The organism is Stappia sp. (genome assembly GCF_048261845.1).
In the GTDB taxonomy this organism is placed as follows: domain Bacteria; phylum Pseudomonadota; class Alphaproteobacteria; order Rhizobiales; family Stappiaceae; genus Stappia.
In genome coordinates, this window is sequence record NZ_JBLXFR010000053.1 from 1 (window position 1) to 18,614 (window position 18,614).

Consider the following 18,614-nt stretch of genomic DNA (forward strand, 5'->3'; position numbering starts at 1 on the left):
CCTCCCCAGACTCCCAACAATCCCCCACATGTATGTCTGTCTCCACCATCCGGTGTCGCGACACCGGAGCCCCCGCGTCTCGCCGGGCGTTCCCCGGCACACCCATAGCGAACACAGGCCCCGCCCGCACAATCAAAACCTGTTTCACTTCGTGACACGGAATTGCAAACAAACCAGAAAGAACCGCAAATTCGGTGGAATCCCTCCCACACGCCGTGCTTTCGCTCCGAACTTTAAGGCTTGTTAACCCTGTTTGGCGTTTCCTAGAAACAGGATGGAACAGATTGGGGTTGGCAGCGTGAAACCGCTGAAGACACGCAACAGGACCGCACCCTCGCAAGGTCGGGCGGATGCGCGCTGGGTCGCCCTTTGGGGCGGTGGCGCGATGCTGTTTGCGCTTGTCGGGATTTCCTCGATGTTCCTCGCCGCCTCTCCCCCGCAGTCCGGCATGCGGATCGCGGGCCAGCCCCTCCCTTCGCAAGGGGATGTTCGAACGACCGCTTCCATCCCCCCGCGCGGACCGGAAGCGATCGAGATCTATCCTTCGAATGGCGGCGTCGAAGGCGAACAGGCGCGCCGCGCGCTCAAGGCGGAAATGGAGACATTGCGTCGTCAGGTCGCGGAGCTGCGCCGCGCCATGTCCGTCATGCAGGAACGCAACGCCATGCTGAGCGCGCGCTCCGGAGCGGTGCCGCGCGAGGAGAAACCGGACGCACATCCAGGTATTGCCCCGGTCGGGAACGGAACGACGGAACAGGCCGCCGCACCCGATGTCAGTGGCGATATCGATGCCGCCGTCGAGGCGGTTGCAGGAGAACCAAGGCCGGTCGAAACGTTGCCGGCGCCCCCTGCCCGCCAGAATCACTCCCGCACGGCTCCCCCCGTGAAACCGTCGTCCGCCACCAGCGACACCCGCACCGCCGAGCGGCGCAGGTTGATCGAGGAAGCGCTTCCCGAAACCCTGAGAAAACCGGTGCGGATCGTTGCGGCGCCAGGCACCGAAGCGCCCACCAGTGTCGCCTCGATCCCCCGAACGCCGGCCGCGAAGGAAAAGCCGTTGCTCTCCATTACCGGCGCGGCAGGCCGCATCGCACTTGAAAGCGCAGACAGGATCGAGCGCACGGACTTCGCCATAGACCTTGGCACCCATGCCTCTGCGGCGGCCGCTGAAGCGGCCTGGAACGAACTCAAGGCAACACAGAGCCAGCTTCCGCCGACGCTTGAGGCTCGCATTATTGACGAGGCGGACGGGTCGGTTCACCTTTTTGCCGGTCCCTATCCCAACGCGGCCGATGCCGCCGCCGCTTGCGTTTATCTCGGCAGCGGGGCTATCACCTGCAGGCCCGTGACCTACCCGCGCGAGGTCGCCGCCAGCCGGTAGCGCCTGCGCCGGGACCAGGATGCGGCTCCCTCGACCGCGATCCAAGGCTGTCCATGTTCGATCCCGCCAATGTTCAGCACAGGGCCTACGCCCTGCTGCTCGTAACCCCTCTCTTTTTCTCCTCCAACATGGTCATCGGGCGGGCCGCGGCCGCCACCGTTGAACCCTGGACGCTGGCCTTCCTGCGCTGGGTCCTCGCCTTCCTGATCCTGTTGCCTTTCGCCCTGCCGGGTCTGCGCAAGCATGCCCGCGACCTTCTGCGACATTGGGACCTGATCGGCATGATGGGCTTGCTCGGCATGTGGTTCTGCGGCGCCGGCGTCTACTTCGCCCTGAACTACACCACCGCGACCAACGGCACCCTGATCTACACCTCCTCGCCGATTCTCATCATCCTGCTGGAATGGCTGTTTCGCGGCCGCGCGGTCGGCATCCGCGAGGGAATCGGCATCGTTCTCGCCGTGCTCGGTGTGCTTGCCATCGTCGTCAAGGGATCGCTGACATTGCTGCTGTCGCTGCAGTTCAATGCCGGAGACGTGCTCTTCGCCATCGCCGCCCTGAGCTGGGCGATCTACTCGGTCCTGCTGAAGCGTTCCTCGCTGAACGAGATGCCGACGCTCACGCTCTTCGCCGCGCTGGCGCTCGGCGGGGCGATCACGCTGCTGCCGTTCACCATCGTCGAGATCGCTGAAACCGGCAGGTTCCCGGTGTCGGCGGATGCCTGGTTGTCCATATTCGGTGTCGCGCTGGTGGCCTCGGTTCTGGCCTTTTCCTGCTTCCAGTATGGCGTCAGGATTGTCGGCCCCTCGACGGCGGGCCTCTTCATGTACCTGCTGCCGCCCTACGGCGTGATCATGGCAGTGTTGTTTCTGGGTGAAGAGCTGCACGGCTATCACTTTGCCGGCTTTCTTTTGATCATGGGCGGTCTCGTTCTGGCGACCGCACCACGCTGGTTGCTGCAACAGGCAACCGCTCTCACAGGGCGGCTAAGGCGACCCGCAGCCGCGCCCGCCCCTGCCCGATAACCCGGCCCGGAAAAACGAAAACCGCCGGGCCTTTCTCGCCCGGCGGTACATCTTTGTAGTGCCGAAGTGGCGGTTTCTAGCCGAAAATATCGGCCGTGATGCCTTCATACCAACCGACGGATTCCTCGTAGGTCGCCTTGCGCAAGGCGGCATCCTCGCCGGTGGCGCTGATGAAACTGTCGACCGACGCGATCTTTTCTTCGCCGGCTTCGTATCTGGCGCCAACCTTCACGCCGTCATCCGTGGCGATGAGGCTCCAGCAGGTGTTGGAGAAGCGCGGCGGGAACGTGGGCGAGCCGGTCAGGTCTGCACGGATCGCCATAGCGGCGACTTTTGCCTGGCTGTTCGCCGAGAAGCCCGACTTCGGCATGTCCCCGGCAATGCACGCATCGCCGATGATGTGGATGTTCCCGTCCATCTTGCTCGCCATCGTCGCCGGTTCGATCGGGCAGAAACCGCTGTCATTGGCAAGACCCGCATTGCCCGCGATCAGGCCCGCCTTCTGCGCGGGAATGATGTTCCCGACATCGGCCTTGAATGTGTCGAGGCCGGTGACGACCTCGCCGCTTGCAACATCCACCGCCTCGACACCGCCATGGATCGAGGCCGGGATCCACTCGACCATGCCCGGATAGTGCTTTTCCCAGCCTTCCATGAACAGGGCCTGCTTGGAAAAGGCTTCCTTGGGATCCAGCACGATGATCTTTGCGCTCGGATTCGACTGCTTGAGCATGTGCGCCACCATCGACACCCGCTCATACGGTCCAGGCGGGCACCGATAGGGATTGGGCGGTGGCACCATGACAAAAGTGCCCCCCTCGCGCATCGCGGCGACCTTGTTCTTCAGCAGCGTCGTCTGCGTGCCGGCCTTCCAGGCATGCGGCATGACCCCCGACGCTTCCAGCGAGTAACCGGGAACGCTGTCGTAGATCAGGTCGATGCCCGGCGCGATCACCAGCCTGTCGTAGGGAACGCTGCCGCCGCCGGCGAGTGCCACCGTTTTTGCGTCACGGTCGACGGCGATCGCCCAGTCATGCACGACGTTGATGCCGTAGTCGGAGGCAAGCTTGCCATAGGTGTGTCCGGTCGATTCCAGCGTCCGGAAGCCGCCAAGGTAGAGATTGGAGAAGAAGCAGCTGTAGTAGGTCTTGGTCGGCTCGATCAGGGTCACGTCGATGGCGCCCTGGCTGTCCTTGGCAAGATAGCGGGCTGCCGTCGCGCCGCCCGCGCCGCCTCCCACGACGACCACCTTGGGGCGCGCCTGGCCATGGACGGCAAGGCTGAACCCCGCAAGAAGTCCCGTGCCGGCCATCACGCCGACCGCCTTGTTGAAGCGCCTCCTTGAGATACTGATCATTGCCCCCTCCTCTCTGCCCGACTTCCGGGTCCGCGACACCAATACCACCTGAGGTTACTTCGAAAATCAATTGCTACTCAATACTCGCAAAATAGGCCGCGAGCGCGGCGATCTCCTCATCAGTCAGGCTCGCCGCAACCGAGCGCATCACCGGGTTTTCCCGATGCTTCGACTTGTAGGCGTGCATGACCGTGGCGAACTGCCGGGCAGGCCAGCCGGTGATCGAAGGGATGCCCTTGTCCTCGCCGCTCGCCTGATGACAGGTCACGCATTCGCCGGAGAGATATTCGCCATAGGCCGGATCTCCGGCAATGGACACGATATGCTCTGGCACATCCGGGTCTCCTGCCGGGGCCTGCAAGGGTTCCGTTGGCGGTGTCTCGGGCAGGTTTGCCGGGCCCGGCGAATGCTGGCGGATGAACGCGACCAGCGCCGTCCTGTCATCCTCATCCGGCAGCCCCCGATACATCATCGTTGTGCCGGGAACATGCCGAGCCGGTGCCTCGATGAAGTTCGACAGTTCGGCCTCGTTCCAGACGAGACCGTTCTGACCGGCGTCCCGCATGCCGCCGGAGTAGTTGAAGCCCTCGAGCGTTCCCGCCCGGCGGCCGAAGATGTTGTTGAGTGTGGGGCCGACGCGGTGGCGGGCCTTTGAGCCGACCTGGTGGCAGGCCTGGCAGGCGAGAAACACCTGCCGCCCGCGTTCGATCTCCGGATCCCCGGCGACCGCCGGCCGCATCGACGGCCAGAGCGCCACTGCGCAAACCACCAACGCGGCGTGCCGGGCAGATCGAGCAGGCATTCAGCACTCCCTCCCAAGGTGCCGAGGCGGCGGGGCCGGAAAGCCCCGCCAGATATCTCAGTCGACCGTCACTCCTGCGGTGTCGCCGTCATCCTCGGGCGTCACATCGATGATCCTGGCCCGCTTGGTGATCTTCACCTCGGCCTTGCAATCACTCATGCAAGGCTGTCCACCGCCAGCGACCGTGGTGTCGGGGCGTTCATCCTTGATGAAGCCGTCCTCGTTGGGCAGGCGGATCTTTGTGAAGTTCTCGTTCGAAAGCTCGAATTCCTCGTCGGTCACCACATCATTCAGATAGAGAAGATACGCGACGATAGCATATGTTTCGTCCGCAGAAAGACTTTGCGCATTGCCGTAGGGCATGGCCCTGTAGACATAATCATAAACGGTCGACAAATACGGCCAGTACGAGCCGATCGTCTTGACCGGGTTGTGCGAGGCGAGCGTCTCCCCGCCGCCGGCCAGCACCGGCCAGCGCCCGGCCCCCTCGCCGAAATCGCCGTGGCAGACCGCGCATTGCTCGGTGAAGATCACCTCGCCCTCGGCGACCGTTCCCTTGCCTGCGGGAAGCCCTTCGCCATCCGGGCGGACGTCGATGTCCCATCCGGCCACTTCTTCCGCTGTCGCCGGCGTCCCAAGGCCCAGCTTGCCGGCCGCGGCCGGACCCGAAGCGCACATGACGAGAGCCAGGGCGGAGACAAGGAGCTCAGGAAATCTCGACATTTTCAACGCTCCCGTCCGCCTTCACATACCAGGTCTGGATTCCGTTGTTGTGGTAGATGGAGTTGGTTCCACGCACCGCGCGCAACGCATCCTTGGTGGGTTGCACATAGCCCGTTTCGTCATGGGCACGCGATTGCAGCAAGAGCTCCGATCCGTCCCACTCGAACTCGTAATAGAAGCGGTGCAGCGCCTTGGGCAGGCTCGGCCCATCGAGGCGCGCCTCGTGCCAGTTCTTGCCGCCGTCCACCGTCACGTCGACCCGCGTGATCCGGCCATTTCCCGACCAGGCCAGGCCACTCAGCACCGTCTGTCCCTTGCCGTGGCTGATCGGAGCCTGCGGGCTCGGACTGGTGATCACCGACTTTGTGTCCATCACCCAGGTGAAGCGGCGCGCCTTTCCGTTCTCCATGAGATCGGTGTATTTCGACGTCTCTTCGCGCGCGTGCCACGGTTGGTCGCCGACCTCGATGCGCCGCAGCCACTTGACCCACATGTTGCCTTCCCAGCCCGGCACCACGAGCCGCGCCGGATACCCCTGTTCGGGACGCAGCGCCTCGCCGTTCATCCTGAAGGCGACCATGCAGTCGTCGAGCGCCTTCTCCAGCGGGATCGAGCGGTTCATGCCCGAGGCATCGCCCCCTTCCGGCATGATCCATTTCGCGTTGGTCTTGAGCCCGGCTTCCTCCAGGATGTGGCGCAGCGGCACGCCCGTATACATCACGCAATGGACCATGCCGTGGGTGAACTGGCAGCCGTTGAGCTGCGCGCCCCGCCATTCCATGCCCGAATTCGCGGCGCATTCGAGAAAGTAGAGCCGGTTTTCCCGCGGGAAACGCTTCAGGTCGTCCAGCGTGAAGACCAGTGGCGTCTCGACCAGCCCGTTGATCATCAGGCGGTAGTCCGTCGGCGTGATCTCGGCGACACCGCCGTGATGGCGCTCGAAGCACAAACCGTTCGGCGTGATGATGCCATCCAGTTCGTGCAGGGGCGTGAAGTTGACCGAACTCTCGCGCGAGGCGGTAAGCCACTCGACGCTGCGACGCACCACATGCGCCTCGTGCTCCGACGGCACGCCATAGGGTGCCGCATCCACTCCGACGCCGAGATACCGGCTCCAGTCGGCGACATTGGGCGGCAGGTTTTCCGGGTTGGCCTCGCCGGCACGCACCAGGCCGGCCGTCGCCGCCAGACCTCCCGCGGCCAGGCCGGCTTTCAGCAGCGAGCGCCGTCCCGGACTGGCCGGTCCCTCTTCGGGCTTCGACGATCTTGTCATTCTTCGTCTCCGTCTTTCTCGGATCAAATCTTTTATTTCATATGAACGCAACTATTTGCGCGCAGGTCCCCTTGCGGTCGGACCGGTCAGAGGCCGCTCACGCGCACGGCGCGGTTCGGCTCGAGGCTGACCGTCTTGCGTTCCTTCAGGTGATCCTCGACCACGTCCCAGATGGCCGGGCCCTCGGTTCCCTCGTTGACGCTCGCCCAGCCGGCAACCACGTAGCTCTTGCCGGCCTCGATCGGGGTGCCGTCGGCAAGCAGGGTCATGTCCGAGATGCGATTGCCGATCGTCGCGTTCGGGTCGATCGCATAGGCCATGCCGCCGATGCGGACCATGTCGCCGCCCTGCTGGTAGTAGGGATCCGCATTGAAGAGGTTGTCGCCGACATCCTCCAGGATCTCCTTGATCAGGGCGCCCGTCATTTCCGACCTGTAAGCCGCCGGATAGGTCATCGACGTGGCGTTGTGCAGGTCTTCCACGGTGATCGGGCTGCCGGCGGGCACCGACGTTCCCCAGCGGAAGCCCGGGGACAGCGAAATCTGCGCGTCGCGCTGCTCGATCAGGGCTTCGCAGATCATGTCGTCGAACGTGCCGTTGAAATTGCCACGCCGGTAGAGAAGGGTTTCCGCCGTCGCCAGTTCCCGCGCCAGTTCCCCCGCATACGGCGCCCTCACCTTCTCCACCAGTGCCGACATTTCGGCATCCGGTGTGATCACGTCGGAGAAGACCGGGATCAGGCGATAGCGGAAATCCTTCACCTCGCCGTCCTGGACGTCGAGATCGAGGCGTGAAAGGAACTTGCCGTTCGAGCCCGAAGCGATGATCAGCGTCTTGCCGACCTTGACCGGCTCCGGCAGGGCGTCATGGGTGTGACCGGTCAGGATGACGTCGATGCCGGCAACACGGCCGGCGAGCTTGCGGTCGACATCGAAGCCGTTATGCGACAACAGCACGACCACATCGGCCCCTTCCGCGCGCACCGCATCGACATTGGCCTGAACCTCCTCCTCGCGAATGCCGAAGGACCATGTCGGCATCATCCAGCGCGGGTTGGCGACCGGGGTGTAGGGGAATGCCTGGCCGATGACGCCAACCCGCACGCCTCCGCGCTCATAGATCCGGTAAGCCTCGAAGACCGCCTCGTCCCATTCGGTGTCGCGAATGTTGCCGCCAAGGAACGGGAACGGCAGCGCCTCGACCATCTCCTTGACCTTGTCCGCGCCATAGGTGAACTCCCAATGGCCGGTCATCGCGTCCGGCCGCAGGGCGTTCATCACCTCGATCATGTCGCCGCCGCCGGTCTTGAGAGGCGTGTAACTGCCCTGCCAGGTGTCGCCCCCGTCGAGAAACAGGGTGTTGTCCTCGCGCTCGGCGCGGATCGACTTGAGCACGGTCGCGATCCGGTCGACGCCGCCCATGCGGCCATAGGCCTGCGACAGCGCATCGAAATCCACCGACGTCAGCGCATAGGCTTCCGGAGAGCCCGGCGTCAGATTGTAGAGCTTGAGAAAGTCCTCGCCGGTCACATGCGGCGGCAGCCCCTTCACCCCGCCAACCCCCAGGTTGATCGACGGTTCGCGGAAATAGACCGGCATCAGCTGCGCGTGAATGTCGGTGAGATGCACCAGCGTGACATTGCCGAGCGGCTTGAAGGACAGGATGTCGTCCTCGCGCAGCGCCTGCTGCGCGGCAAGGCGCGCCCATTGCCCGAAGCCGGACCCGCTGGTGATGGCACCCGCGGCAACCGCCGCCATCAGGAATTCACGCCGCGAGATCATTGTCGTTCCCACTTCCGTCTATAATGCGTTTTGCTGCCGCGGCGAGAAGCCGGCAAGGCTCCGCCGTCGCGCCCCGGAACCGGGCCGCCCGCACGAACAGCTTTTCGTGTCTTGCTTTCTAGCGCGGGCGGCAACGCCGCCGCCCGTCATCTCTGTCGGACTGCCCAGATGGTCAGTTGCGGACCGACGGGGTCTCCACCGAGAGCCCCTGCCCGCGCCAGGCGAGATAGGTTTCCAGCGCGATGAACTCGTCGGAGCCGCGCTGATAGGCATCGGCCCGGATGTTGTCCATGCAGCCCTTGAAGCGCCGGTGCAGCGAGCCCATCTTCTGCCACTTCAGGCGATAGGTCGGGAAGCCGTTGGTGTTTCCCTGGCTCAGCTTGTCGGCACGGATGTAGTTTCCGTAGTTGTTCTCGTGGCAGTTGGCACAGGCCATGTCGAGCTGGCCGACACGGGTGTAGTAGAATTCCTTGCCCTTCTCCCACCAGTTCTGCATCTCGCCCTGCGTGAGGTCGACCCCGACGGGCATGCCGCGCGACTGCAGGCCGACATAGGCCGTCATGCCGAGCATCTGGTCGGACTCCCACTTCCACGCATCCGCGCCCATGCGTTCGGTGCGACAGCTGTTGATATGCTGCTCGAGCGTTTGCGGCTTGCCGGCCGCCTCGCTCCATTTCGGCATGGCCGCGCGCACACCCTTCATGCTCTCGGCCGCATCGCCGTGACAGCTCTCGCAGGATTTGCCGGCGGAGCCTTCGACCGTCGACCAGGCCTCCTCGCCCTGCTCCACCATCAGGAAGCCCGGATTGGTGAAGTCGTCCAGCTCCAGGTCCTGGGTCTCCTTGGTGCGGAACTCGAAGCCGGAAATGATCTCCGTCAGCGGATGCCCTTCGGGCGGGGCAACGCGCGTCACGATCTTCACGCCGTCGATGCTCGGCATCCCGTCCTCGTCGGCCACCGCCGGGCCCGAAGCCACCAGCAGTCCCACCGCGCAGGCGGCCAGGATAGTTCCCCGATGCGTCCTCATAAGGCTTTCCCCTCCAGCGCGAACCCTTCGGTTCGTCTCGTTGTTCCTTGTCGCACCATCGCGGCCGGGTCGTACCGGCCGACGGCCCGCCGGCGTCCTATTCGACGGCGATCTTCGCATCGGTCGAATAGACCGATCCGTCGTCATCCACCCAGGTGAAGGTGAACGTGCCGCTTTCCGGCACCTTGGCGCTGAACTCGAGATACGGGTTTGCCGAGATCGCCGGCTCCATGTCGCACTCGAAAACGGTCTTCCCGTTGAACTCGCACGTGAACTTGTTGATGATCTTGCGCGGGATCGGCTTGCCGTCGGAATCCTTGCGCTGACCCGATTCCATCGTGTGGGAAATCAGGGTCTTGATCTGGATAACCTCGTCCTTGGATGCCGTCTTGGGCACCTTGACGCGGGGCTTTGAAGTGGACATCGCACGCTCCTGCTGGCGTTGAATGCTTGATGAGGTCGGATGCGCTCGGCGATCAGCCGCCGCAGCCGCCGATGGTCACCTTGACCGACTTGCGGTCCATGTAGACCTTGCCGGTCGAGGTCTTCGCCAGGGCGATGACGTCCTGCGTCTTGGCCAGACGCATCCGGGTCGTCGCTTCCGCGGCCCCCGACATCGGCGAGAAATGGAAGGTCGCCACGCCCGGCTGCGGATTGCCGGCCGCCAGCAGGATGACGGCTGTCACATGGTCGGCCTCGGTCATCGGGCTGTCCACGGAAACACCGATCGGAACCGTGTTGCCGTTTTCCGCGATTTCGGGTGCGGTCAGCGAAACCGTTCCCGACTCCGGAGCCGTGCCTCCGGAAAACGCGTCGATGGCGGCCTGCACCTTGGCATCGTCTGCGAGCGACACGCCCGGCAGCCCGGCCACCGTCAGAACAGCGGCACCGGCACCCAGCGCAAGAGCCTGGCGTCGTGTGATTGTCATCGATCTTTCCTCACGCTTTGTCCGGAGCCCCGATCGCATCGGGTCCGGTCTCAAGGCCCGGATCAGCCACCTTGGCAGGCCCGATCCTAGTCCTTCAGGGTCATCAGATAGGCAACCACGTCCTCGACCTGCTGGGCCGACATGATTGTCTTGCCCGCGAATTTCGGTGCGACGCGGTTGAAACCGTCATTGCGGTAGAAGGCAGGCATGATCGTCCCGTCATAGACCGCCTTGGCGTTGACGATGATCATGCGCAGCGACGCCTCGTCCCAGCGGTCGGCGACGCCGTCGAGGGGCGGACCGACTTCGCCGTGCCACTGCTGGTCGGAAAAGACGCCTGCGGTGTGACAGGCGACGCAGTTTCCAAGACGCCGGTCGACCATCACTTCGCGCCCGGCGACCGGATCGCCCGGCGTGCCGGTCAAGGATTTGGGGATCGTCCCGTCCACGACTTCATAGGCGACAATGTCCTGGGCAAATGCCACGGACATGCCGAGAAGCAGCGCGCAACCGGCCACCATGCTCCGGCGAAAGACCTTCATGGGCGATGTTCCTTCCCTCTGCCGGCGATCCCGGCTTTGTTTTTGTATCGCGTGCCCGTGACATCACGACGCAGAAGGAGCCTAGCAGCAAGCCTCGCCGGGATCAATTCACATATTCAATTATGAGAATACATAAATCGACCGACCGACGGCCGCTGCGCCCGCGCCCGCGAAAAACTCAACCGATGGTCGCAAGTCCGGGAAAAGCCTCGAGAAGCCAGAACGAGAGCCGAGCCATCTGGCCGGTCATGAAGGCGACGCCGGTGATGATCATGAATACGCCCATCACCCGTTCGACCGTGACCATGTGCCGGCGAAAGCGTTTCATGAACCGCATGAAGGGGCCTGCGAAAAGGCCGGCCACAAGGAACGGCACGCCGATTCCCAGCGCATAGGACCCAAGCAGCACGGCCCCCTTCAGGACCGATTCCTCGCTTCCGGCAACGAACAGGATCGCTGCCAGGATCGGACCGACGCAGGGCGTCCATCCGAAAGCGAAGGCCAGGCCGATGACATAGGCGCCGACAAGCCCTGCCGGTTTGCGCTCGACATGGACGCGGGCCTCCCGGTAGAGCAGCCCGATCCGGAACACGCCCAGGAAATGCAACCCCATGACGATGATCGCCGCGCCGGCGATATAGCCGAAGATCTGGATATGCTGGGTGACGAACTGGCCGATGAACGAGGCGCTCGCGCCGAGCGCCACGAAAACCGTCGTGAACCCGAGAACAAAGGCCAGCGAGGCGAAGAACACCTTGTGAGGGTCCGCCTTCTCCTCCCCCTCGCCTGTCAGCTGGTCAAGGGAAACCCCCGCAAGGAACCCCAGATAGGGCGGCACGAGCGGCAACACGCAGGGCGAAACGAAGGAAAGCAGTCCGGCGAAAAATGCGCCAATGAGGGTTACGTCCTGAAACATACCTGATCCTGTCCGGCTTCACGGTGGCGTGTCTTCGGCATCGGACATGGAAGTATCATGCCGGCCATGTCCTTGACTGGGGACGCGCAACGCGCACGACAATGTGACCTCGTGACACACACGTATTCTGTTTTTTGCATGTGATCCATCTGTTTTGGTATAGGGTGCCGATAGGCTGCCGTCGCCTCACCTTTTAGCGAGCAGGAAACATGCATATCCGCCTGACCGCCCTCGGCCTTCTGGTCGCGGCCTCGGTCGTCAGCATGACCCAGCAGCGTCTCGCCGCCGCCGAGCTCGTCATGTTCGAGCAACGCGGTTGCGAGTGGTGCGAGATATGGGACGCGCAGATTGCGCCCATTTATCCCAAGACCGAGGAAGGCGCCTTCGCGCCGCTGCGCCGCGTCGACATTCACGAGCCAATGCCGGACGATCTGGCGTGGATGCGCGGCGAGCGCTTCACGCCCAGCTTCGCGCTGGTCCACGAGGGCCGTGAATACGGCCGTATCCGAGGTTACCCGGGCGAAGACTTCTTCTGGGGACTGCTCGGCGAGATGGTCGGCAAGCTGAAGGGTGCGCTTGACGGTGACCGGCCATCGAACGGGATGCAAACACCGGGCTGACCGGACCGTGTCCGCCGCCCGGCCCCAGGTGGCGCGGACAATCCGTTCGATACACGATAAACTGCCGCAACAGGGCCGCCCCGGGCGGCGCCCATGCCAGTTTCCAGGCAAAGGACCAGAACTTGTCTCTACCCAGTATCAAGGACCTCGAATGCTCCGAGGAACTCGACAAGATCGTCGACAGGGCAAAACATGCCAGCGATTTCCTCAAGGCGATCGCTCATGAAAGCCGTCTTCTGATCCTCTGCATCCTTGCCGAGGGCGAAAAATCCGTGACCGAGCTGGAATCGCTCCTGTCGCTTCGTCAGCCGACAGTGTCCCAGCAACTTGCGCGGCTGCGCATGGACAAGCTCGTGACGACACGGCGTGAGGGCAAGACTGTCTACTATCGCCTGGCCAACGAGGATGCCCGGCAAATTATCGAGGCGGTCTACACCGTATTCTGCAGGGACTGACCGGGAAACCGGCGGCAGGACGGGTCCGCAAGAGATCCGCCGCCGGTGTGGGGCACCCGGTCCGTCATCGAGCTTGCGTGAGGGAGGCGCGGCCGATGGAACTGACGACCACGCAGATCGTGGCCCTTGGCGGCTTTGGCGGCGGCATTGTGCTCGGCCTTGCCGCACGTGTCGGCCAGTTCTGCACGATGGGAGCCTTCGAGGACGCGTTTCTCGGCGATGACCGGCGACGGCTCAGAAGCTGGGCGCTTGCCATCGCTGTTGCCATCGCCGTGACGCAGGTTCTGGCGACAGCCGGCATCTTCGACCTTCGTCATTCCATCTACCTGCCCACCTCCTTCCCCTGGCTTGGCGCCGTCGCCGGCGGTCTGATGTTCGGCATCGGCATGGCGCTGGTCGGAACCTGCGGCTTCGGCACGCTCGCCCGGATCGGTGGCGGTGACTTGCGCTCCGTGGTGACCTTCCTGGTAATGGCCGTCTCGGCCTACATGGCGATGCGCGGACTGACCGGCGTTGCCCGCCAATGGCTGGTCGATCCGTTCACGGTCTCCTTCGAAGCGACCGGAGGCATGGCGCTCGACGGGGTCGTCAACCGGCTGCTGGGCATCGACACGGGGCCAGCTGTCGGTCTTCTGATCGCCGGCATGCTGTTTGTCTGGGCGTTGCGCGACGCGGCCTTCCGGCGCGAACGCCGCCTCGTTGCCAGCGGTCTCGCCGTCGGTCTTGTGATTGCCGGCGGCTGGGTTGCGACGGCCCTGGCCGGCAGCAACCCGTTCCAGCCGCAACGACTGGAATCCTTCACCTTCGTCCGTCCCCTGGGCGACGCGCTGGTCTATCTGATGACCTTCAGCGGTGCCAGCGTGACATTTGGCATCGGTTCCGTTCTCGGCGTCGTCTGCGGCGCTTTCGCGGGCGCCCTGTTCAAGCGCGAGTTCCGCTGGGAGGCCTGCGACGACGTACGCGAGCTGCGCCGCCACATGATCGGCGCCTTCCTGATGGGGACCGGTGGCATCATGGCATTCGGTTGCACCGTCGGACAGGGCATCACGGCCGCTTCCGCGCTCGCCATCTCCGCACCCGTCGTGATGCTGTCGATCGCCGTCGGCGCCCGTCTGGGCATCGCCTGGCTGGTCGAGGGAAGCCTTGCCGGCCTGTTCCAGCGCTGACACCCTTGGCAAGCGGCCGGCGGCGGCGAAAAGGGCGAAACACTCGGCTCAGGCGGCTCCGCGCACCACGAGCACCGAGATCTTCGCGTGACGTACGACGCGCGCCGCGTTGGGGCCGAGCAGATAGTCCTTCAGCTCGGGCCTGTGCGAGCCTATGACGATCAGGTCGGCGTTGACCTTGTCGGCGGAAACGAGAATCTCCTCGTAGATGTTGCCGTGGCCGATCACTGCCTGCACGCGGGTTCCCTTCGGCACATGCGCGTCGATGAAGGCGTGCAGCGCGTCACGCGCCTTCTGGATCGCCGACTTCTCATAGTCATCGGGAAAGAACGATCCGACGATGCTGCGCCCGAAATCCGGCACGGCGGTAAACACATGCAGCGTGTCGTTTCCCGCGACCGTTTCCATCGCGGCCGCGATCACCTGGGCCGACGAGGCCTCGTCACCCAGATCGACGCAGGCAAGAACATGCTTGAAGATATTGCTCATGCTGCGGCCTCCCGTTCGCGCGCCCGTTCCTCACCAAGCAGGGTCCGCCGGTGGCGCTGTATGACATAGATCGCACCAAGCAGAAGGATCGCCGGGATGTAGAAGAGTTCGCGCGGCGGCTGCGAAGTGGGAACCTCAAGGCTCAGGAACGTCTGGTCGAAGTCGAAACCCGCGTCCTGCGCCGGGGAATCGAATGAGGCGCCATCCGAAACCAGTTTCCCGTCCTGCTCGAAGACAAGCAGGCCGAACGCTTCCAGCCGTTCCGCCCCTGTTGGCTCGTCGCCGACGGGGATCATCATCGTCAGTGTGATCGGATCGCCGACATCGTCGATCGCCGCGACCGTCGCGCGCAGCTCCGTGCCCGGCGTGGCGGCCTCCAGCGTCTCTTCGATGGTCAGCGGATCGACATTCGTGTAGGGCGCCGCGACCATGTCCATCCAGAAGCCCGGGCGGAACAGGGTGAAGGCAACCAGAATGAGGACGGCCGATTCCCACAGGCGGGAGCGCACGATGAAGAAGCCCTGCGCGCCGGCGGTGAATATCAGGATCGCCAGCGTCGCGACGACGAAGACGATGGCCCCCTCCACAGGCGTCACATCGATCAGCAACAGGTCCGTGTTGAAGATGAAAAGGAACGGCAGCAGCGCTGTGCGCAGCGAATAGAAGAACGCGACAAAGCCCGTTCGTATCGGGTCGCCACCCGAAACGGCAGCTGCGGCAAAGGAGGCAAGCCCCACAGGCGGCGTTACATCCGCCATGATGCCGAAATAGAAGACGAACAGATGCACCGCGACAAGCGGCACGATCAGGCCGTTCTGCTGGCCGAGCGCGACGATCACCGGGGCCAGCAGCGAGGAGACGACGATGTAGTTGGCCGTCGTCGGCAGCCCCATGCCGAGGATCAGGCTCAGGATCGCGGTGAAGATCAGGATCAGCAGGATCTGTCCCTGGCTGAGGAACTCGACCAGCGCCGCCAGCACCGAGCCGACACCCGTTTGCGAAACCGCGCCGACGATGATGCCGGCGGCGGCCGTCGCGATGCCGATGCCGATCATGTTGCGAGCACCGGCGATCAGCCCGTCGATCAGCTCGGTCCAGCCGAGTTTCACCGTGCCGGAGAGATCCTGGCCGCGGAACATGGCGAACAGTGGCCGCTGGGTGACCAGGATGAAGATCATCAGTGCCGTCGCCCAGAACGCCGACAGCGAGGGCGACAGGCGTTCGACCATCAGGCACCAGATCAGCACCAGCACCGGCAGCAGGAAGTGCAGGCCCGACTTGACTGTCGGTCCCGGGTCGGGAAGCCGCACCACCGGCTCATTGGGATCGTCGAGCTCAAGCTTCGGGAAGGTCGCGCAATAGCGCACAAGCCCCACATAAGTGCCAAGCAGCAGCGCCGCGACGACCCAGGACGTCGCCCCGCCCGCGGTCGCCCGCAACACGTCCATGAAATAGAACAGGCCGAAGGCGGATATGGTGGCGACACCCAGCACCAGCGCTCCGGTGGAGACGACCTTGGCGCGCATGTCCTCGTCCGTGCGTGCACGCAGGAGCGCCATCAGGCTGAAGACCAGTCCGAGGATGATCGCCACGGCCAGCAGCCGGTTCGACATGGACCCGAGAGCCTGGAAGGCGGTGAACAGGTAGTAGACCCCGCCGGCGATCGCCAGCAGCACGGAAACGGTCACGCCGAAGGAGATCATCGCCCATTTCAGTGGCTTCGGCTCGTTGGCGCGCGGCAGGCCTTCCATACCCTGCCGCATGGCTTCCAGATGAACGATATAGACGAGCGCGATGTAGGAGATGATCGCCGGCAGGAACGCGTGCTTGACCACTTCGAAATACGAAATGCCGATATATTCAACCATCAGGAAGGCGGCGGCCCCCATCACCGGCGGCATGATCTGGCCGTTCACCGACGAGGCCACCTCGACCGCACCCGCCTTCTCGCGCGAGAAGCCGACCCGGCGCATCATCGGGATCGTGAAGGTGCCGGTGGTCACCACATTGGCGATCGAGGAGCCGGAAATCAGGCCTGTCATGCCGGAGGCGACGACGGCGGCCTTGGCCGGACCGCCGCTGAAATGGCCCATCAGCGAAAACGCCACCTTGATGAAGTAGTTGCCGGCCCCGGCCTTGTCGAGAAGCGCGCCGAACAGCACGAACAGGAAGACAAGGTCGGTGGAGACACCGAGCGCGATGCCGAAAACACCCTCCGTCGACAGCCACTGATGGAAGGCGACGGCGTTGAAGCTGGCGCCCTTCCAGGCAAGCAGACCGGGCGCATAGGGCCCCAGGAACGTGTAGCCGAGGAACACCATCGCCACGATCATCAGCGGCGGGCCGAGCGAGCGGCGCGTCGCCTCGAGCAGGAACAGGATGCCGAACACGGAGACCACGACATCGGTCGTGTTGGGTGCGTTCGGCCGCTCGGCAAGGCGAGAGCCGAGCAGGCTCTTGATCAGCGCCGTGTCGAAGACGAAGAGATAGAGAGCACAGGCGGTCGCGCCGATCGCCAGCGCCCAGTCCGCCAGCGGCACGGACCGGCGCGGCGATGTGCGGAACGCCGGGAACACCAGATAGGCAAGGAACAGCGCGAAGGCGAGATGGATCGGCCGAGCCTCGCGGCTGGAGAACACGCCGACGCCGAACATGTACGGCAAGGGCGATGCGATCCACACCTGGAACAGCGACCAGGCCAGCGCCACGCCGGCGATCAGAAGCGCCACCTGGCGACTTGTCGGGTTGCGTCCTCCGGTATCGGTGGACGCAACCAGGTCCTCAAGCTCGGCGGCACTCAGCTGCCCTGCGTTCTTGTCCTCGCTCATGGATCCCCCCGCGCTTCACGCGCCCTGAAACGATGTGAACATGTGTCGTCCGAACTGGCGAAAGCCCCTCTGGAAAGCCCCCGGCATCAGCCCAGACAAATCGGCCGGCGCGGATGTCCGCGCCGGCCGGTGCTGCCGGATTACATCCAGCCGCGTTCCTTGTAGTAGCGCACGGCGCCGTCATGCAGCGGAGCGGAGAGATTGTTCTTGATCATGTTCTCCTCCTTCAGGTTCTCGAAGGCCGGGTGCATGCGCTTGAACCGGTCGAAGTTCTCGAAGACGGCCTTGGTGACCTCATAGATCACGTCCGGCGAGGTCTTGGTCGAGGAGACGAAGGTGGCGCCGACGCCGAAGGTCGTCGTGTCCTTGTCCGTGCCCGCATACATGCCGGCCGGAATGGTCGCCACGGCGTAGAAGGCATTGTCTTCGACGAGCTTCCTGATCGCTTCGTTGTCGACGTCGATCAGGCGCGATTCGCAGGAGGTGGTGGCCTCCTTGATCGTGCCGGCCGGGTGGCCGACGGTGAACACGATCGCGTCGATCTTGTTGTCGCAAAGGGCGGCGGCCTGTTCGGCCGACTTGAGCTCCGCGGCCAGCGCAAAGTCGGAGGCCGACCAGCCCATCTTCTCCATCACCACTTCGAAGGTGGCGCGCGCGCCCGAACCCGGATCGCCCATGTTGACCCGCTTGCCCTTCAGGTCGTCGAAGGTTTGAATGCCGGAATCGGCACGCGCCACGACGGTGAACGGCTCCGGATGAACCGAGAACACCGCGCGCAGTTCTTCGAACTTGCCATCGGGGAACGTGTCCGGTGCGGTGCCGTTATAGGCATGGTACTGCCAGTCCGACTGGGCAACGCCCATGTCGAGATCGCCGGCACGAATGCCGTTGATGTTGGCGACCGAGCCGCCCGTCGTATGGGTGCACTTGATATCGTGCTCGGCCGAGCCGCGGTTGACCAGACGGCAGATCGCTCCGCCGACCTGATAGTAGACCCCGGTTTGTCCGCCGGTGCCGATGGTGATGAACGTCTCGGCCTGCGCGGCACCCGAAACTGCGAGCGCTCCGGCCAGGATCGTTCCCATGGTCATGGATTTCAAGAATGTCACTGCGATGCCTCCCGTTTATAGGCAGCGGTATGGTGAGACGCGCGGAGGGACCTTGCCGGCTCCGCCGTGCATCCGAAACGCTTCTGGATCATCGCCATCCCGGTTCGGGACCGTCAAACGTTGGGACCGCGCCTCTCCGGCCCATGCACCTCACGGAGCGAAACCGGTCGATTCCGGCCATTTCACCGCCC

Annotated in this window: 18 protein-coding genes; 5 read left to right on the forward strand and 13 right to left on the reverse strand. The window is 64.1% G+C overall.

The features are described 5' to 3' along the window. Positions 1–274: 274 nt before the first annotated feature. Together ACN0T5_RS17155 and ACN0T5_RS17160 are read left to right on the forward strand one after the other, a co-directional pair. On the forward strand, positions 275–1,381 hold the full coding sequence (locus ACN0T5_RS17155; RefSeq protein ID WP_417769838.1) for an SPOR domain-containing protein: 1,107 nt from the start codon (positions 275–277) through the stop codon (positions 1,379–1,381). Positions 1,382–1,434: 53 nt separating this feature from the next. Then, complete coding sequence (locus ACN0T5_RS17160) at positions 1,435–2,406, forward strand: DMT family transporter (protein WP_417769839.1); 972 nt, start codon at positions 1,435–1,437, stop codon at positions 2,404–2,406. 76 nt (positions 2,407–2,482) lie between these two features. On the opposite strand, the gene ACN0T5_RS17165 is transcribed toward ACN0T5_RS17160, so the two are convergent. The 10 genes from ACN0T5_RS17165 to ACN0T5_RS17210 all read right to left on the reverse strand — a co-directional run bounded on the left by ACN0T5_RS17165 (position 2,483) and on the right by ACN0T5_RS17210 (position 11,756). Beyond that, on the reverse strand, positions 2,483–3,760 hold the full coding sequence (locus ACN0T5_RS17165; protein ID WP_417769858.1) for an FCSD flavin-binding domain-containing protein: 1,278 nt from the start codon (positions 3,758–3,760) through the stop codon (positions 2,483–2,485). Positions 3,761–3,836: 76 nt separating this feature from the next. Beyond that, complete coding sequence (locus ACN0T5_RS17170; protein WP_417769840.1) at positions 3,837–4,565, reverse strand: c-type cytochrome; 729 nt, start codon at positions 4,563–4,565, stop codon at positions 3,837–3,839. A 57-nt stretch (positions 4,566–4,622) separates the two neighbouring features. Continuing rightward, positions 4,623–5,288, reverse strand: coding sequence for a c-type cytochrome (locus ACN0T5_RS17175; RefSeq protein ID WP_417769841.1), 666 nt, complete (start codon positions 5,286–5,288; stop codon positions 4,623–4,625). After that, positions 5,272–6,561 (reverse strand): sulfite dehydrogenase, encoded by a 1,290-nt coding sequence (gene soxC, locus ACN0T5_RS17180; RefSeq protein WP_417769842.1) that lies wholly within the window; start codon positions 6,559–6,561, stop codon positions 5,272–5,274. The genes ACN0T5_RS17175 and soxC overlap by 17 nt, the downstream gene beginning before the upstream one ends. An 86-nt stretch (positions 6,562–6,647) precedes the next feature. After that, positions 6,648–8,342, reverse strand: coding sequence for a thiosulfohydrolase SoxB (soxB, locus tag ACN0T5_RS17185; RefSeq protein ID WP_417769843.1), 1,695 nt, complete (start codon positions 8,340–8,342; stop codon positions 6,648–6,650). A gap of 172 nt (positions 8,343–8,514) precedes the next feature. Beyond that, positions 8,515–9,282 carry a sulfur oxidation c-type cytochrome SoxA gene (gene soxA / locus ACN0T5_RS17190; protein ID WP_417769859.1) on the reverse strand — a complete coding sequence of 256 codons (768 nt, stop codon included), beginning with the start codon at positions 9,280–9,282 and terminating at the stop codon, positions 8,515–8,517. Between the two features lie 184 nt (positions 9,283–9,466). Next, positions 9,467–9,793, reverse strand: a complete 327-nt coding sequence (soxZ, locus tag ACN0T5_RS17195; RefSeq protein ID WP_417769844.1) for a thiosulfate oxidation carrier complex protein SoxZ — start codon at positions 9,791–9,793, stop codon at positions 9,467–9,469. Between the two features lie 52 nt (positions 9,794–9,845). Further along, on the reverse strand, positions 9,846–10,298 hold the full coding sequence (soxY, locus tag ACN0T5_RS17200; protein WP_417769845.1) for a thiosulfate oxidation carrier protein SoxY: 453 nt from the start codon (positions 10,296–10,298) through the stop codon (positions 9,846–9,848). Between the two features lie 86 nt (positions 10,299–10,384). Further along, a complete protein-coding gene (gene soxX, locus ACN0T5_RS17205; protein ID WP_417769846.1) occupies positions 10,385–10,840 on the reverse strand; it encodes a sulfur oxidation c-type cytochrome SoxX in 456 nt (151 codons plus the stop codon). Between the two features lie 178 nt (positions 10,841–11,018). Beyond that, entirely contained in the window at positions 11,019–11,756 is a 738-nt protein-coding gene (locus ACN0T5_RS17210; RefSeq protein WP_417769847.1) for a cytochrome c biogenesis CcdA family protein, read from the reverse strand. A gap of 209 nt (positions 11,757–11,965) precedes the next feature. Between ACN0T5_RS17210 and ACN0T5_RS17215 the strand changes: the two genes are divergently transcribed. From ACN0T5_RS17215 to ACN0T5_RS17225, 3 genes are all read left to right on the forward strand, one after another. Next, the gene (locus tag ACN0T5_RS17215) at positions 11,966–12,376 is read left to right on the forward strand and encodes a transcriptional regulator (RefSeq protein ID WP_417769848.1); all 411 of its coding nucleotides are present in this window, start codon (positions 11,966–11,968) and stop codon (positions 12,374–12,376) included. Between the two features lie 122 nt (positions 12,377–12,498). Beyond that, positions 12,499–12,831, forward strand: a complete 333-nt coding sequence (locus tag ACN0T5_RS17220) for a metalloregulator ArsR/SmtB family transcription factor (RefSeq protein WP_417769849.1) — start codon at positions 12,499–12,501, stop codon at positions 12,829–12,831. Between the two features lie 95 nt (positions 12,832–12,926). Further along, on the forward strand, positions 12,927–13,997 hold the full coding sequence (locus tag ACN0T5_RS17225; RefSeq protein WP_417769850.1) for a YeeE/YedE family protein: 1,071 nt from the start codon (positions 12,927–12,929) through the stop codon (positions 13,995–13,997). Between the two features lie 48 nt (positions 13,998–14,045). Here ACN0T5_RS17225 and ACN0T5_RS17230 read toward each other — a convergent pair whose 3' ends face one another. The 3 genes from ACN0T5_RS17230 to ACN0T5_RS17240 all read right to left on the reverse strand — a co-directional run bounded on the left by ACN0T5_RS17230 (position 14,046) and on the right by ACN0T5_RS17240 (position 18,405). Next, positions 14,046–14,486, reverse strand: coding sequence for a universal stress protein (locus ACN0T5_RS17230; protein WP_417769851.1), 441 nt, complete (start codon positions 14,484–14,486; stop codon positions 14,046–14,048). Beyond that, positions 14,483–17,314 (reverse strand): TRAP transporter permease, encoded by a 2,832-nt coding sequence (locus ACN0T5_RS17235; protein ID WP_417769852.1) that lies wholly within the window; start codon positions 17,312–17,314, stop codon positions 14,483–14,485. The genes ACN0T5_RS17230 and ACN0T5_RS17235 overlap by 4 nt, the downstream gene beginning before the upstream one ends. 140 nt (positions 17,315–17,454) lie before the next feature. Beyond that, positions 17,455–18,405: a TAXI family TRAP transporter solute-binding subunit gene (locus ACN0T5_RS17240; RefSeq protein ID WP_417769860.1), complete on the reverse strand. Its 951-nt coding sequence runs from the start codon at positions 18,403–18,405 to the stop codon at positions 17,455–17,457. Positions 18,406–18,614: the final 209 nt, after the last annotated feature.

What these genes read in the sequence shown, in the direction of transcription:
- ACN0T5_RS17155 (WP_417769838.1), top strand. Translation starts at nt 275, where the DNA reads ATGGAACAGATTGGGGTTGGCAGCGTGAAACCGCTGAAGACACGCAAC.
- ACN0T5_RS17175 (WP_417769841.1), bottom strand. Translation starts at nt 5,288, where the DNA reads ATGTCGAGATTTCCTGAGCTCCTTGTCTCCGCCCTGGCTCTCGTCATG.
- soxC (WP_417769842.1), bottom strand. Translation starts at nt 6,561, where the DNA reads ATGACAAGATCGTCGAAGCCCGAAGAGGGACCGGCCAGTCCGGGACGG.
- soxA (WP_417769859.1), bottom strand. Translation starts at nt 9,282, where the DNA reads ATGCCGAGCATCGACGGCGTGAAGATCGTGACGCGCGTTGCCCCGCCC.
- ACN0T5_RS17210 (WP_417769847.1), bottom strand. Translation starts at nt 11,756, where the DNA reads ATGTTTCAGGACGTAACCCTCATTGGCGCATTTTTCGCCGGACTGCTT.
- ACN0T5_RS17170 (WP_417769840.1), bottom strand. Translation starts at nt 4,565, where the DNA reads ATGCCTGCTCGATCTGCCCGGCACGCCGCGTTGGTGGTTTGCGCAGTG.
- ACN0T5_RS17230 (WP_417769851.1), bottom strand. Translation starts at nt 14,486, where the DNA reads ATGAGCAATATCTTCAAGCATGTTCTTGCCTGCGTCGATCTGGGTGAC.
- ACN0T5_RS17235 (WP_417769852.1), bottom strand. Translation starts at nt 17,314, where the DNA reads ATGAGCGAGGACAAGAACGCAGGGCAGCTGAGTGCCGCCGAGCTTGAG.
- soxB (WP_417769843.1), bottom strand. Translation starts at nt 8,342, where the DNA reads ATGATCTCGCGGCGTGAATTCCTGATGGCGGCGGTTGCCGCGGGTGCC.
- ACN0T5_RS17240 (WP_417769860.1), bottom strand. Translation starts at nt 18,405, where the DNA reads ATGACCATGGGAACGATCCTGGCCGGAGCGCTCGCAGTTTCGGGTGCC.
- soxZ (WP_417769844.1), bottom strand. Translation starts at nt 9,793, where the DNA reads ATGTCCACTTCAAAGCCCCGCGTCAAGGTGCCCAAGACGGCATCCAAG.
- soxY (WP_417769845.1), bottom strand. Translation starts at nt 10,298, where the DNA reads ATGACAATCACACGACGCCAGGCTCTTGCGCTGGGTGCCGGTGCCGCT.
- ACN0T5_RS17160 (WP_417769839.1), top strand. Translation starts at nt 1,435, where the DNA reads ATGTTCGATCCCGCCAATGTTCAGCACAGGGCCTACGCCCTGCTGCTC.
- soxX (WP_417769846.1), bottom strand. Translation starts at nt 10,840, where the DNA reads ATGAAGGTCTTTCGCCGGAGCATGGTGGCCGGTTGCGCGCTGCTTCTC.
- ACN0T5_RS17225 (WP_417769850.1), top strand. Translation starts at nt 12,927, where the DNA reads ATGGAACTGACGACCACGCAGATCGTGGCCCTTGGCGGCTTTGGCGGC.
- ACN0T5_RS17215 (WP_417769848.1), top strand. Translation starts at nt 11,966, where the DNA reads ATGCATATCCGCCTGACCGCCCTCGGCCTTCTGGTCGCGGCCTCGGTC.